This is a genomic window from Janthinobacterium sp. TB1-E2 (assembly GCF_036885605.1).
Taxonomy (GTDB): Bacteria; Pseudomonadota; Gammaproteobacteria; order Burkholderiales; family Burkholderiaceae_D; genus Janthinobacterium; species Janthinobacterium aestuarii.
Map to the genome: position 1 here is coordinate 254,912 of NZ_CP142523.1, position 13,870 is coordinate 268,781.

The 13,870-nt window shown below is 65.0% G+C and carries 12 protein-coding genes; 8 read left to right on the forward strand and 4 right to left on the reverse strand.

Annotated features, from left to right (window positions below; translation table 11 throughout):
* Window positions 1-43: 43 nt before the first annotated feature.
* A complete protein-coding gene (locus OPV09_RS01075) occupies window positions 44-1,309 on the forward strand; it encodes a multidrug effflux MFS transporter (RefSeq protein WP_338680204.1) in 1,266 nt (421 codons plus the stop codon).
* Here the strand turns inward: OPV09_RS01075 and yfcF are convergent.
* Window positions 1,203-1,835, reverse strand: coding sequence for a glutathione transferase (gene yfcF / locus OPV09_RS01080; protein WP_338680205.1), 633 nt, complete (start codon window positions 1,833-1,835; stop codon window positions 1,203-1,205). The genes OPV09_RS01075 and yfcF overlap by 107 nt on opposite strands.
* A gap of 108 nt (window positions 1,836-1,943) precedes the next feature.
* Here yfcF and gcvA point away from each other — a divergent pair, with 108 nt between their 5' ends.
* The gene (gene gcvA, locus OPV09_RS01085) at window positions 1,944-2,849 is read left to right on the forward strand and encodes a transcriptional regulator GcvA (protein WP_338680207.1); all 906 of its coding nucleotides are present in this window, start codon (window positions 1,944-1,946) and stop codon (window positions 2,847-2,849) included.
* On the opposite strand, the gene OPV09_RS01090 is transcribed toward gcvA, so the two are convergent.
* From OPV09_RS01090 to OPV09_RS01100, 3 genes are all read right to left on the reverse strand, one after another.
* Window positions 2,842-3,138, reverse strand: coding sequence for a DUF493 family protein (locus tag OPV09_RS01090; protein WP_034752493.1), 297 nt, complete (start codon window positions 3,136-3,138; stop codon window positions 2,842-2,844). The genes gcvA and OPV09_RS01090 overlap by 8 nt on opposite strands.
* Before the next feature lie 315 nt (window positions 3,139-3,453).
* A complete protein-coding gene (locus OPV09_RS01095) occupies window positions 3,454-5,193 on the reverse strand; it encodes a DUF6600 domain-containing protein (protein WP_338680208.1) in 1,740 nt (579 codons plus the stop codon).
* Window positions 5,194-5,300: 107 nt separating this feature from the next.
* Window positions 5,301-5,942, reverse strand: coding sequence for a LysE family transporter (locus OPV09_RS01100; protein WP_219328641.1), 642 nt, complete (start codon window positions 5,940-5,942; stop codon window positions 5,301-5,303).
* Window positions 5,943-6,135: 193 nt separating this feature from the next.
* Between OPV09_RS01100 and OPV09_RS01105 the strand changes: the two genes are divergently transcribed.
* The 6 genes from OPV09_RS01105 (at window position 6,136) to OPV09_RS01130 (ending at window position 13,860) form a co-directional block, all read left to right on the forward strand.
* The gene (locus OPV09_RS01105; protein WP_139092122.1) at window positions 6,136-7,083 is read left to right on the forward strand and encodes a DUF808 domain-containing protein; all 948 of its coding nucleotides are present in this window, start codon (window positions 6,136-6,138) and stop codon (window positions 7,081-7,083) included.
* A gap of 84 nt (window positions 7,084-7,167) precedes the next feature.
* Window positions 7,168-7,599, forward strand: coding sequence for an inner membrane protein YiaA (gene yiaA, locus OPV09_RS01110; protein WP_338680211.1), 432 nt, complete (start codon window positions 7,168-7,170; stop codon window positions 7,597-7,599).
* Between the two features lie 45 nt (window positions 7,600-7,644).
* Window positions 7,645-9,753 (forward strand): EAL domain-containing protein, encoded by a 2,109-nt coding sequence (locus tag OPV09_RS01115; RefSeq protein ID WP_072456125.1) that lies wholly within the window; start codon window positions 7,645-7,647, stop codon window positions 9,751-9,753.
* A gap of 195 nt (window positions 9,754-9,948) precedes the next feature.
* Window positions 9,949-11,610: a methyl-accepting chemotaxis protein gene (locus OPV09_RS01120; RefSeq protein ID WP_338680213.1), complete on the forward strand. Its 1,662-nt coding sequence runs from the start codon at window positions 9,949-9,951 to the stop codon at window positions 11,608-11,610.
* A 24-nt stretch (window positions 11,611-11,634) separates the two neighbouring features.
* Window positions 11,635-13,083, forward strand: a complete 1,449-nt coding sequence (gene hemN / locus OPV09_RS01125; protein WP_338680214.1) for an oxygen-independent coproporphyrinogen III oxidase — start codon at window positions 11,635-11,637, stop codon at window positions 13,081-13,083.
* Between the two features lie 9 nt (window positions 13,084-13,092).
* On the forward strand, window positions 13,093-13,860 hold the full coding sequence (locus OPV09_RS01130) for a sulfite exporter TauE/SafE family protein (RefSeq protein WP_338680215.1): 768 nt from the start codon (window positions 13,093-13,095) through the stop codon (window positions 13,858-13,860).
* The last annotated feature ends 10 nt before the right edge of the window (window positions 13,861-13,870 follow it).

Sequence of the window (13,870 nt, forward strand, 5' to 3'; positions counted from 1 at the left end):
CGGTGCGCCAGCGGGGCGCACGCTTGTATGGATCGTATAAACAATGCAGAAACAAATCGCTGTATGGGCCTGGGGCGGCATCGTGCTGCTGCTGGTCTGCCTGTCGCGCATCAGCATCGACATCTATTTACCTTCGCTGCCGGCCATGGCCGATGCCCTGCATGCCAGCGATGCCCAGTTGCAACTGACGCTGAGCCTGTTCATGGCCGGCTCGGCCGCCTCGATGCTCGCTTGCGGGCCGCTGGCCGACCGCTACGGACGCCGTCCCGTGCTGCTGGCCGGCACCGGCATTTATGTGCTCGCCAGCATCGTCTGCACCGTGACCAGCGACGTGCACGTGCTGATCGCCGCGCGCGTGCTGCAGGCGTTCGGCGGCTGCAGCGGCACCATCATCGGCCGGGTCATGGTGCGCGACCGCTTCGATCCCGCCACGCAGGCGCGCGTGCTGGGGAAAATCTCGATGGTGATGGGCTTGTCGCCTATCCTCGCGCCGCTGGCCGGCAGCGTGCTCGACGCGGCATTCGGCTGGCGCGCCGTATTTGGCGTGCTGTGCCTGCTGGGAGCGCTGTCGCTGGGGCTGATCGCCGCGTATGTGCCGGAAACCAGGCCGGCCAGCGTCGCGCCACAAGGACATACCCTGGCGCTGTACCGCCGCCTGCTGGGCGATGCGTATTTCCTGCGCTATGCGCTGGCCATCGGCTGCGTGTATTGCACGTATTTTCCGTTCATCGCGGAATCGTCCGTGCTGTTGCAAAGAGGCATGCATCTGTCGCCGCACGCATATGCGCTCGTGTTCGCGCTGACGGTCAGCGGCTATATCGCGGGCTCGAGCCTGTTTCGCGCGCTGGGACCGCGCCTGGGCGCCGATTACATGCTGGGCGTGGCGGTGCTGATCAATGTGGCGGGCGCGGCCAGCCTGTTGCTGGCGGGTACGTTGGCACCGCGGCACGTGGCATCGCTGGTGGCACCGATGCTGCTGGTGATGGTGTCGGTGGGCATGGCGATTCCCGCCTGCCAGTTGGCCGTGCTGCAGCCGTATGGCGACCAGGCGGGCAGCGCCTCGGGCCTGTTCTTCTTCGTGCAGATGCTCATCACGGCCGTTTGCGGCGCCGTCATCGCCGCCATCACGGACGGCAGCGAAAAGCCGCTGCTGTGGGTGACGGCGGCGGCCAGCGCGGCCTTTGCCCTCGTGTGGCGTCTGACTAAATCGGCTGCGGCACCTGGGCCAGCCACTGCTGTACGGCAGGGCGCTGCCACTGGGCCAGCGCATAGTCGCGCAGGGCAGGGGGCACGGGCTCGCCGCTCTTGATCAAACGCAACAGCATCAGGGCCAGGTCCGTATCGGCGATGCTCCAGGCGCCAGCCAGGTAGTCACCGTGCACAAGTTCGCCCGCGATCTGCAGCAGCTTGGCGGCCGCGGCCTGCGCCGCCGGCGACAGCGGCGCATGGTCCGCGCGGGGCGGGTGGAACACGACGGTGGAATCGCGCTCGTTGCGCAGCGCCAGCAGGTCGCTGCGCAGCCACGCCTGCACCTGCCGCGCCCGTGCCCGCTGGCGCACGTCACGCGGCAGCACGGATGGATAGTCGGGCGCGGCAAAGACGTCGTCGAGGTAGTCGGCGATCGCGTTCGATTCCGTCAGGATAAAGCCGCCATGGTCGATGGCGGGCACGCGCTGCGTCAGGCTCAGGGTGCTGAACGGCGGCTGGCGCGCCGCGCCCGCGTCCAGGTCGACGTCCTGCACGGTGAAGGAAACCCGCTTTTCGCTCAGGGCGACAAAGGCGGACAGGGAGTACGGGCTGATGCGGTTGCGGTCGACATACAAAATGAGGGACATGGCGGATTCCTGTGGATAAGTGAACAGGATTCATCATAAAGCGCCGTGTGAAGCTAACAAAACGAGTTATATTCGTTGTTGTTGTTACTTTTATTCATATAAACCGTCATGTCCAGACTGCCTAATTTTTCAGCATTGCGCGCCTTCGAGGCGGCCGCCCGCCATGGCAATTTTTCACGCGCGGCCGAGGAGCTGCACCTGACGCACGGCGCCATCAGCCACCAGGTGCGCAAGTTGGAAGATGAGCTAGGCTTGCTGCTGTTCCAGCGCAACGGCCGCCACGTCACGGTCACGCCGCAGGGGCGGCAATTTGCGCTGGTGCTGGGCAAGGCTTTTACGGAGATCGCCACGGCGGCGCAAGCGCTGCGGCCCGCGCCCGCCAATACGCGGTTGACGATCACGGCGATTCCCTCGTTTGCGGCGCGCTGGCTGGCGCCGCGCCTCGGGCATTTCATCGAACGTCATCCCGGCATCGAAGTGCTGCTGCAAACGAGCGGCGCCTTGCAGGACCTGGAAGGCGAGGGCATCGACGTGGGGATCCGCTTCGGCCGCGGCCATTATCCGGGCTTGCTGGTGCAGCCACTGATGGGCGACGTGTATTACCCCGTCTGCAGTCCCCATTACCGGGGCGGCAACTTGCCGGCCACGCCGGCCGAACTGGCGCACGCAACCTTGCTGCGCTCGCTCGAACCGTGGCGGCCATGGCTGGCAGCGGCCGGCTTGCCATTGGCCGAGCCCGTGGGCGGCGTACTGTACGAGGATTTGTCGATGCTGATACGCTCGGCCATCGATGGCGACGGCGTGGCGCTGGTGCGCCATGTGGTGGCGCTGCAGGAGGTGGCGGCGGGGCGGCTGGTGCGCCTGTTCGATATGGCCGTGCCCTGCGCCGACGCGTATTACCTGGTCAGCCCGCCCGCTGCGGCGCAGCGCGAGCCGGTGCGCGCCTTCCGTGCCTGGCTGGGCGAAGAAATCGCCGCCTTCCAGGCGCGCGAAGCGCCCACCTTGCTTACATGACGATCTTGACCATCGGGTGGCCCGACAGCGCCGTGTACAGGGCGTCGAGCTGCTCGCGGCTGATGGCGCGCACGGTGACGGTCAGGCCCGTGTAATTGCCCTTGCCCGATGGGCGCTCTTCCATGCGGCCTGCGTGGAAGGTCGGATCGTGGCTGATGACCAGTTCCAGCATGGTCGGCGCGAAGTCGACATGCGTCGGGCCCATGATCTTGATGGGAAAATCGCTCGGGTATTCGATCAGCGATTCGCTGGGAGGAATCGTCACTTCGGTCGGTGGGGTCGTTTGCATGGGAAATCCAATCAGTGCCGGTCAGAACAGGCAGCGCTTATCGCGCGGCGGCTGCATAAAAGCGTATTGTAGCCAACTTTGAGGACGGCTGCGCCAGCCGCCACGGCGCAGACGGCAAGGCAAAAAAAAAGCCAGCTTTGTAAGCTGGCGAAAACTATTTCGTTTGGACAAAATAGCCGGAAAAGCGATGCTGTCACTTGGAGGATAAGCAGTGGTCGTACTGTAGACAAACCACGGCGGCTTTGCCTCCTGTATGTGACGAACTGCGCATTTCGCGGCTTGAACGTCGATACGGCGCGACAGACGGCACCGCCGTCAGCGCTCCACTTCCTGCATCCGGCCATTGCGGCCGGGGCCGCCGCGCTCGTTGTGACGCTCATGGTTGCGCTCACGCGGCGGATTGGCGCGCTCGGCACCGCGCGCTTCCTGGGGCGGACGGGCGGCTGGGGCCGGCATCGGCGGCGGCGCGGGGCGCGGCTGGGCCACGGGCGGCGGAGCAGGCAAGACGGGCGACGCCGTCTGCAGCACCTCGCGGCGGGGAGCACGCTCGGCGCGGTGCCAGTCGGCGCGGGGCCGCTCCTCGCCACGCCATCCGGGCCGGGCCACATGATCTTGCACGGGCGGCAAGGCCGGCATGGCTGGCATGGCCGGCATCAGGGGCTGTTGCGGCACCGGTGGCTGGGCCGGAACGGGCGGCCGGTTCGGCTGCATGGGACGCGGCGCCATGTGCGTCAGTCCATCGTCCGTCTGCAAGCGGCCGGGACGGTTCACCCAGTCGCGCCGGGGCTCCCTCGGCTCGGCGGGACGCTGCCAGTTGCCAGCCGGCGCAGGCGCCGTGCTCAACGGCAAGCTTTGCATGACGGGCGGCGGCATGGTGGTGCGGTTGCGGCGCGGCACGTCGACCGTCCGCGAGCCGCCAAAACGCTCGCCGGGCAGCATCGTCATGCCTTCGCGCCGTTCGCGCTCGCCCGCCACGGGGCGGCGCCCCTCGGCCATCCGGTTGATGCGGCGCTCATACTCGGCGCTGGCGCGGTAGCCGGGCACGTAGCGCTCGTGCGGCGACAAAGGAAACCAGCCGACGCCGGGGCGCTGGCCATGCTGTGGTCCGTTATGTGGTCCATGATTACCGCCGACCCAGCCCACCAGCGCCGGCGCCCAGGGCACGCGGCCGCGCTCGCGTCCCGGCGCCCAGCCCCAGCGGTGGCCCAGCAGCACCCAGCGGCCGTAGTGCGAGGGCGCATAACCCCACGGCGCATTGTCGACCCAGGTCCAGCCCCACGGTGCGATCCACGTCCAGCGCCCGTCGCTGTACGGCGCCCAGCCGGCCGGCACCGCGCTGGGCAGCCACAAGGGGCCGTATTCCGCGTCTTCCTGCCAGGCGCCGTAGCGGTCCAGCTCTTCATAACCGGTGGTATCGTCCGTGACATAGCGCAAGGCCGGCGCGGCGGCGGGCAAGGCTTCGGGCCAGTTGTCGAAGGCGATCCGCTGCAAGGCGCCCGTGCGCAATTCTTCGTCCGTCAGTTCAGCGCGCTTGCCTGCGCGCAAGGTGACGCTGCCCGTTGCGCCATCCACGTCGGCCGCACCGTCGAGTACGCTGACGACGCTGGCGCCGGGCTGGCGCCCCGCCTCAATGCGCACCCAGCCCGGCTGGGTCAGGATCACGCGGGCCTGGGCGGTGGTCAGCTCGAAGCCGCGCAGCGCGTCGGGATTGCGCACGCGCACGCTGACCGTGCCATAGCTGAGGTGCAATTTGAAACTGTCGTCATCGAGCTCGCTCACTTCCAGCTCGGAATCGCCATCGAGGCGCACGGCGGCCGCGCCCACGCGAAACTCGGCCAGCGCGCCGCGCATGGTGCTCAAACGGTTATCCGTCGTGACGGGCCAGTTCAGCAGGGCGTTTTGCGCGTCGCCATCGCCGGCGCGCACCAGCACCTGCCCTTCGACGGTGGAAATACGCCCCACGCGGGCGGGCGGATCCTCGGCCAAGGCCAGGGAACACGCCGACGACAGCAGCACGGCGCAGATGGTTTTCAGCAGGGGCAGGGTCGGACGCATGGCGCGCTCCAGGCAGGACGCAGATGAAAGGAAGACAACAGGCCGATTACAGTCCTATCGGGCAAGTACCGCAAGCGGGCTTACAAATGTTTGCATATTGACTTCGTTCAGGATGCCGTCTGGCCTCCGCGCTTGACGAAGAACAGGGCGGCGCCGACGGCCATCAGCAAGCCGCCAAAGAAGCGGTTCTGCTTCTTTACGGCCTTGGCGTCGCGGAAAAAGCGCTGCATCGACGAAGCGAGGAAAGCGTAGCTGTGCATGACGATCTGGTCGATCGTGCACATCGTAACGGCCAGGATCAGCAATTGCGGCAGCAAGGGCGCAGCAGGGCTGATGAATTGCGGCAACACCGCCACCATGAAGATGATGCCCTTCGGATTCGTCACGTTCGTCAAAAAACCCGTCAGCACGCGCCGGCGCCAGGACGGAACCACGGCGTCGGCATGCAGGTCGCCGGCCACCGCCACCTTGGCGCGCCATTGCGACAGGCCCAGGTAGATCAGGTACAGGGCGCCCACTGTCTTGACGATATTGAACGCCACTTCGGAGGCCAGCAGCAAAGAGCCGACGCCGGCGCCGGCGATACCGAGCACCACCAGCAGCCCCAGCTGCAGGCCGAGAATGGTGGCGCTGGCCTTTTTCACCCCGTACGACAGGCCGTGCGACATCGACAGCACGGCGCCCGAGCCGGGCGAGACGGCGATGATGGAGGCGGCGACGACAAAGGTGATCCAGGTGGCAAATGGCATGCGGTTTCCAAAAAAATGGGAATGAGGGGCAATTTTAACCCGCTCAGTGCGGCCTTGCCGGCCCGCCCTGAGGTAAGATCGCAGTCATGCCTTACCTGGGCCATCCCTTGCCGTACAACCAAGAATAACATCATGAAAAACAACACTTTCTTCGCTCCCCGATTCCCTGTCACCAAAGCGGGAGCGCGCTGAGATGGCCGGCTCCAGCCTGTTGGCCCTGCTCGACGACATCGCCAGCATCCTCGACGACGTTTCCCTGATGACCAAGGTGGCCGCCAAGAAGACGGCCGGCGTGCTCGGTGACGACCTGGCCCTGAACGCACAGCAAGTGGCCGGCGTGCGCGCCGAACGCGAATTGCCCGTCGTCTGGGCCGTCGCCGTCGGTTCGCTGAAAAACAAGGCCATCCTCGTGCCTGCCGCGCTGGCCATCAGCGCGTTTGCGCCGTGGGCCATCACGCCGCTCTTGATGGTGGGCGGCGCCTACCTGTGCTTCGAGGGTTTTGAGAAGATCGCGCACAAATACCTGCACCCGGACGACAGCCACAAGGCCGAGCTGGCGCAGGCGCTGCGCGACCCGCAGGTCGACCTCGTCGCGCTGGAAAAAGACAAGATCAAGGGCGCCATCCGCACCGACTTCATTTTATCGGCGGAAATCATCGTCATCGCGCTGGGCACGGTGGCCGCGGCCACCTTCGCCGAGCAGGTGGCCGTCGTCGTCGGCATCGCCCTTCTCATGACGGTCGGCGTGTACGGCCTGGTGGCCGGCATCGTCAAGCTCGATGACGCCGGCTTTTACCTGGCTGCGCGCAAGGGCGCGGGCGCGCTGATGGACGGCGTGCGTGGCTTTGGCCGCATGCTCGTGTCGGCGGCGCCGAAACTGATGAAATTTCTCTCCGTCGTGGGCACCCTGGCCATGTTCATGGTCGGCGGCGGCATTCTGACGCATGGCTGGCCGTGGGCCAGCGGCATGCTGCACCATGCGGAAGCTGCCGTCGGCGGCGTGGCCGGCATCGGCCCCGTGCTGGCAGCCGTCACGCCCAGCCTGATCAACGCGGTAGCCGGCCTCATCGCCGGTGGCTTGGTGCTGGCCGGCGTCACGGCCGTGTCGGCTTTGTTGCGCATGGTCAAGTCAAGCAAATAAACTTTCTGATCTGATGGGGCGGCAGGCGCATCCGTGCCTGCCGCCCCGGCCATGCCGGCGGCGCCGTCCGTCCATGGAGACCCTATGCAGACTTCCCCCATCCAACGTCCCAGCAGCGCCTTTATCGGCGCCTCCTGGGCGGCATTGCTGATCGGCGTCATCACCTACCTGTCCGGCCTGTGGCACGCCAGCATGGCGCTCAACGAGAAGGGCTATTACTTCACGATCCTCATGTACGGCCTGTTCGCCGCCATCTCGCTGCAAAAATCCGTGCGCGACCGCGCCGAGGGCATCGCCGTGACGGGCATCTATTTCGGCCTGTGCTGGATTTCCGTACTGCTGGCCTTGCTGCTGCTGACGGTCGGCCTGTGGAACGCCACCCTGCAGAACAGCGAGAAGGGTTTCTACGCGATGGCATTCCTGCTCAGTCTGTTTGCGGCCGTGGCCGTGCAAAAGAATGTGCGCGACGTGGCGCGTGCCTCGGCCGCGACGCCCGCCGAGATACCGGGAACTTAAACACCAGCCGCGTATCTATCCTTATATCCATCTCGGGAGAGGACGATGAGCGACCAGCAAAAACGTTTGCAGATGGCGCTGGAGGCGGCGCACATGGCGATCTGGGATTCGCGCCTCATCGACGGCCAGGTCATCGACGGCACGGTCAGCTGGTCGGCCAAGGGGGCTGCCTTGCTGGGCCTGGAAGAGCGGGCCCTGACACAGCCATTTCGCACCTTTCTCGGCTTCGTCCATGTGGATGACCAGGGCCCGCTGCTCGAGGTGATGCAGGAAGCCGTGCGCCAGCGCGACGGCTACGCCCTGCAATACCGCGTCGTCTGGCCCGATGGCAGCGAACGCTGGCTGGCGGCCAAGGCGCAAGTGTTCACGGATGCGGATGGCCAGCCCGACCGCACCCTGGGCATCATCTGGGATATCACCGAGCACATGCTGCGCGAACTGCTGATCGCCGAGCGCAAGGAACTGGCCGAAGTGACACTCAGCTCCATCGGCGACGGCGTCATCACCACCGATCCGTACGGCAAGACACGCTACCTGAACCGGGTGGCCGAGCAATTGACGGGCTGGAGCAACGAACTGGCACGCGGCATGGATATCAGCCAGACCTTGCCGCTGGTCGACGAACGCACGGGCGAAGCGCTCGAACACGTGGCATACAAATGCCTGCAGCAGCGCCAGGCCATCGGCATTTCAGCGCATTCGCAGCTGGTCACGCGCGATGGACGGCACATCGCCGTGGAAGACTCGGCCGCGCCGATCTGGTCGCGCGACGGCGACATCCTCGGCGCCGTCGTCGTGTTCCGCGACGTCAGCCATGAGCGCAAGCTGAGCCAGCAACTGTCGTGGCACGCCACGCACGATACCCTGACGGGCCTGATCAACCGGCGCGAATTCGAACACCTGGTTGCCGGCGCCCTGCACACGGCCAAGCAGGATGGCCACGTGCATGCGCTGCTGTACCTGGACCTGGACCAGTTCAAGGTCATCAACGATACCTGCGGCCATGGCGCCGGCGACGTGCTGCTGCAGCTGCTGGCGAAAATGCTGCAGGCACAAATGCGCGACAGCGACATCCTCGCGCGCCTGGGCGGCGACGAACTGGGCGTGCTGTTGCCGCACTGTCCGCTCGACCATGCACGCCAGATCGGCGAACAGCTGCGCCAGTCCATCCGCGATTTCCGTTTCGCCTGGGATAGCCGCAGTTTTGAGCTGGGCGTGAGCATCGGCATGGTCGAAATCAGCCAGGACAGCAAGTCCATGAGCGAGCTGCTGAGCGCCGCCGACCAGGCCTGCTACCTGGCCAAGGAGCAGGGCCGCAACCGCATCCATGTCTACCAGGAGTCCGACGTCATGCTGGCCCAGCGGCACGGCGAAATGCTGTGGATTTCGCGCCTGAACGAAGCGTTCGCCCACGATTACTTCCGCCTGTACGCCATGCCCATCGTGCACCTGAACGACAGCCAGGAACACCACGACGAAGTGCTGATCCGCATCCGCAACAGCCAGGGCGACCTGATCTTGCCGGGCGCCTTCATCCCCGCCGCCGAGCGCTACGACATGATGCTGTCCATCGACCGCTGGGTCATCCGTGCCGTCTGCGCGCATATCGAGAGCGTGCGCGACAGCCTGCCGCCGATCGAAGCGATGGCGGAAAGCCGGCGCCGCGCACCGGCCCTGTATTCCGTCAACCTGTCGGGCATGTCGCTGGCCGATGCCGGCTTGCACGACTACATCACCGAGCAGTTCGTGCAATTCGCCATCGCGCCCGAGCAGCTCTGCTTTGAAATCACGGAAACGGCCGTTATCGCCAACCTGCCCAAGGCACAAGTGTTCATGCGCCAGCTCAAGGCCATGGGCTGCCGCTTCTCGCTCGACGACTTCGGCAGCGGCTTTTCCTCGTTCGGCTACCTGAAGGCGCTGCCCGTCGACTATCTGAAGATCGACGGCGTCTTCGTGCGCGACATCGCCAGCAACGCCATCAACCGCGCCATGGTCAAGGCCATCAATGAAGTGGGCCACGTGATGGGCTTGAAAACGGTGGCCGAATACGTGGAAGACGAAGCCACCCTGGCCGTCATCCGCGAGCTGGGCATCGACTACGCGCAAGGCTACGCCGTGGGCAGCCTGCGCCCGCTGACGGCGGGCGTGGATTAGCCACCAACGGCAACCAGTAGCTTTAAAACAATGCCGCATTGCTATTGCTAAATGCGTGCAAGCACGACCAATCTGGAGGATTTTGATCTACATCAATAAATTTGCGCAGGCGACTCCTTACACTGATCTCCATTCTTGCAATCGTGCAAGTCTTACTCACCAATTAGCTATTCAACTGATCAGGAAGCCGCGACCATGCGACAAAATTTGCCAGTGACTAACCGTGAAGTCCTCGTCCTGGACGATCAGGCCATCGTGTCGAAAACGGATATGAACGGCAATATCGTGTATGTGAATCCGTACTTCAGCCAGGTCAGCGGCTTCAGCGAGGCCGAGCTGCTCGGTTCACCCCAGAACATCGTGCGCCACCCGGACATGCCGGCCGAAGCGTTCGCCGACCTGTGGGCCTCGGTCCAGGCCGGCACGCCGTGGACGGGCCTGGTCAAGAACCGCTGCAAGAACGGCGACTTTTACTGGGTGCGCGCCAACGTCACGCCGATCCGCGAAGCGGGCAAGACCATCGGCTACATGTCCGTGCGCGTCAAGGCGGACAAAGATCAGGTGAAAGCGGCCGAGGAAGCCTATGCGGCCATCCGCAACAAGGAAGGCGGCAACATCGTCATCAAGCACGGCCAGATCGTGCGCCCGGGCCTCGCGCACCTGCTGCACAACCTGACGCACATGTCGCTCAACCTGCGCATCTGGGCCGCCACCTCCATCGTCAACTGCCTGCAGCTGCTGGTGTGCGTCATCAGCCTGTTCGCCAGCGGCGGCAAGATCACCAATTACGCCATCTTCGGCGCCACCCTGTTCGGTTTCCTGATCAACGTTTTCCTCTGGTACACCTTGCGCATGTCCGTGCTCAAGCCGCTGGGCAAGGCCCTGAACGGCGCACGGGCGATTGCCGCCGGCGACCTGTCGGGCAGTTTCGAAACGGACAGCACGGATGAAATGGGGCAATTGCTGCGCGCGCTGCAACAGATGAACAGCAACCTGATCGCCACCATCCGCGACGTGCGCATCAACGTGGAAACCATGGCCGTGGCCACCAAGCAAATTGCCGTCGGCAATATGGATTTGTCGGGCCGCACGGAATCGCAGGCGGCCAGCCTGGAAGAGACGGCTTCGAGCATCGAAGAATTCTCGTCGACCGTGAAACAGAACGCGGACAACTCCGTGCAGGCGAACGAGCTGGCCGTGGCTGCCTCGAAAGTGGCCGTGCAGGGCGGCGAGATCGTCTCCGAAGTGATCACCACCATGGACGACATCAATACCTCGTCGAAGAAAATCGTCGACATCATCGGCCTGATCGAAGGCATCGCCTTCCAGACCAACATCCTGGCCCTGAACGCGGCCGTGGAAGCGGCGCGTGCCGGCGAGCAGGGCAGGGGCTTTGCCGTCGTGGCGGGCGAAGTGCGCAACCTGGCGCAGCGCTCGTCCGTGGCGGCCAAGGACATCAAGCAACTGATTGAAATTTCCGTCGGCAAGGTGGGCGCCGGCATGCTGCAGGTGAACCGCGCCGGCGCCACCATGGAGCAGGTGGTCAGCTCCGTCAAGCAGGTGACGGCCATCATGCAGGAAATCTCGATCGCCTCGCGCGAACAGAGCATCGGCGTCGACCAGGTCAACCAGGCCATCGCCCACATGGACCAGGTGACGCAGCAGAACGCGGCCCTGGTGGAAGAAGCGGCCGCGGCGGCCACGCGCCTGGCGGAAGAAGCGGCCAGCCTGTCGCAAGCCGTGAGCCTGTTCAATTTCGGCAAGATGCCGCCACCGCGCCGCGTCGCCATGCCCGGCGGCAAGGGCGGCGCCGCGAACGCCGGCAAGCCCACCGCCATGAAACGCCTGGCCGCCTAAACCTTTCAAGACTTCATACACATCATGCCTACACTACTCAGCAGTGCTTCCGCCGACCTGGACGCCGTCGTCGAATTCGACCCGGTCATCATCGGCAAGATGAGCCAGTCCGGCCCCCGCTACACGTCCTACCCGACCGCCGACCGTTTCCATGCCGACTTTGGCTATGGCAACTTCCTCGAAGCGCTGGCCGCCCTGCGCATGCGCGGCGGCCGCCGTCCGCTGTCGCTGTACGTGCACGTACCGTTCTGCGATACCCTGTGCTATTACTGCGCCTGCAACAAGATCATCACGAAAGACCGCAGCAAGGCCGCCACCTATCTCAGCTATCTGAAACAGGAAATCGCCATGCAGGGCAAGCTGTTTGCCGGCATGAACCAGATCGAGCAATTGCACTTCGGCGGCGGCACGCCCACCTACCTGAGCGAAAAGCAGATGGACGAACTGATGACGCATTTGCGCCAGCATTTCGAATTCGCATCCGATGAAGACGGCGAATATTCGATCGAGATCGACCCACGCACCGTGTCGCGCGAACGCGTGTTCTCGCTGCGCGCGCAAGGTTTCAACCGCATCAGCCTGGGCGTGCAGGATTTCGACGCCGACGTGCAAAAAGCCGTCAACCGCATCCAGCCGGAAGCGGAAACGGTGGCCATCATGCAGGCCGCGCGCGACGCCGGTTTCCGCTCGATCAGCATCGACCTGATCTATGGCTTGCCGAAACAGAACCTGGAAACGATGACGGAAACGCTGCGCAAGGTGATCAACGCCAGCCCCGACCGCATCGCCCTGTACCACTACGCGCACATGCCGCATCTGTTCAAGCCGCAGCGCCGCATCCTCGACGCCGACATGCCCGACAGCGCCACCAAGCTGGCCATGCTGGGCCTGTGCATCGCGCGCCTGACGGCCGCCGGCTATGTCTACATCGGCATGGACCATTTCGCCAAGCCGACGGACGACCTGGCCGTGGCGCAACGCCAGGGCCGCTTGCACCGCAACTTCCAGGGCTATTCCACGCGCGCGGAAGCGGACCTGATCGCCTGCGGCGTGTCGGCCATCAGTTCCGTCGGTGCCGTCTACAGCCAGAATGAAAAGACGCTCGACGCGTACTATGAAAAGCTCGACGAAGGCGTGCTGCCGATCGCGCGCGGCATCAAGCTCGACACGGACGATTTGTTGCGCCGTATCATCATCCAGATGCTGATGTGCAATTTCGAATTGTCGATCGCCAGCATCGAGCAAGCGCACCCCGTGAAATTCCGCAGCTATTTCGCCGCCGAGCTGGACAAGCTGCGCGAACTGGCGAGAGATGGCTTGCTCGTCATCGAGGAAGACTGGCTGACGGTGACGCCGAAAGGGCGCTTGTTGATTCGCAATATCTGCATGGTCTTCGACCGCTACCTGACCCTGGCGCGCGCGAATACGGCGCCCGACGCGGTGCAGCCGCTGCGCTACTCGAAAACGGTGTAGCGCCACGCGATGAACGCCCTCAGCCTCGTGCCCATGTTCCTCGTCGGCCTGGCCGGCAGCGTGCACTGCATCGGCATGTGCGGCGGCATCGTGGGCGCCCTGTCGCTGGGCGGCGGCGCACCGGCCCCAACACGGCCCGTGATCGCCATCGCCGTGGCACGGCCGGCATTGCAGACAACCTTGCAAACGAACGTGCTGCGCGTGCTGGCCTACAACGGCGGGCGCATAGTCAGCTACATGCTGGCCGGCGCCCTGGCCGGTAGCTTGGCGGGCGCGGGCATGCTGCACCTGGCGTCACTACAAGTGGCCGGCTACTGGCTGGCCAACCTGATGCTCGTTGCCTTGGGCCTGTACCTGATGGATGCCTGGCGCGGCCTGGCCCATCTGGAAGCGGCCGGCAACGTCGTCTGGCGCCGCGTGCGCCCCCTGCTGAAACCGTTGATGCCGATGGATACGCCGTTAAAAGCGCTGGCCGTGGGCGGGCTGTGGGGCTGGGTGCCGTGCGGCATGGTCTACAGCGCGCTGCTGACGGCCATGATGCAGGGCTCGGCCCTGAACGGCGCGGCCACGATGGCCGCCTTCGGCCTGGGTACCCTGCCCACTTTGCTGGGCATGGGTTTGCTGGGCACGCGCTTGCGCACGCAGATGCAGCGCCGTCCCGTGCGCATCGCCAGCGGCTTGCTGGTGCTGGGCTTTGGCTTGCTGGGCCTGCTGCGCGCCGCGAATGGCGTCTCGCTGGGCTGGCTCGACGCCCTGTGCGTCACGGGCCATCCATGAAAAGACGCGT

What these genes read in the sequence shown, in the direction of transcription:
- OPV09_RS01075 (WP_338680204.1), top strand. Translation starts at nt 44, where the DNA reads ATGCAGAAACAAATCGCTGTATGGGCCTGGGGCGGCATCGTGCTGCTG.
- yfcF (WP_338680205.1), bottom strand. Translation starts at nt 1,835, where the DNA reads ATGTCCCTCATTTTGTATGTCGACCGCAACCGCATCAGCCCGTACTCC.
- gcvA (WP_338680207.1), top strand. Translation starts at nt 1,944, where the DNA reads ATGTCCAGACTGCCTAATTTTTCAGCATTGCGCGCCTTCGAGGCGGCC.
- OPV09_RS01090 (WP_034752493.1), bottom strand. Translation starts at nt 3,138, where the DNA reads ATGCAAACGACCCCACCGACCGAAGTGACGATTCCTCCCAGCGAATCG.
- OPV09_RS01095 (WP_338680208.1), bottom strand. Translation starts at nt 5,193, where the DNA reads ATGCGTCCGACCCTGCCCCTGCTGAAAACCATCTGCGCCGTGCTGCTG.
- OPV09_RS01100 (WP_219328641.1), bottom strand. Translation starts at nt 5,942, where the DNA reads ATGCCATTTGCCACCTGGATCACCTTTGTCGTCGCCGCCTCCATCATC.
- OPV09_RS01105 (WP_139092122.1), top strand. Translation starts at nt 6,136, where the DNA reads ATGGCCGGCTCCAGCCTGTTGGCCCTGCTCGACGACATCGCCAGCATC.
- yiaA (WP_338680211.1), top strand. Translation starts at nt 7,168, where the DNA reads ATGCAGACTTCCCCCATCCAACGTCCCAGCAGCGCCTTTATCGGCGCC.
- OPV09_RS01115 (WP_072456125.1), top strand. Translation starts at nt 7,645, where the DNA reads ATGAGCGACCAGCAAAAACGTTTGCAGATGGCGCTGGAGGCGGCGCAC.
- OPV09_RS01120 (WP_338680213.1), top strand. Translation starts at nt 9,949, where the DNA reads ATGCGACAAAATTTGCCAGTGACTAACCGTGAAGTCCTCGTCCTGGAC.
- hemN (WP_338680214.1), top strand. Translation starts at nt 11,635, where the DNA reads ATGCCTACACTACTCAGCAGTGCTTCCGCCGACCTGGACGCCGTCGTC.
- OPV09_RS01130 (WP_338680215.1), top strand. Translation starts at nt 13,093, where the DNA reads ATGAACGCCCTCAGCCTCGTGCCCATGTTCCTCGTCGGCCTGGCCGGC.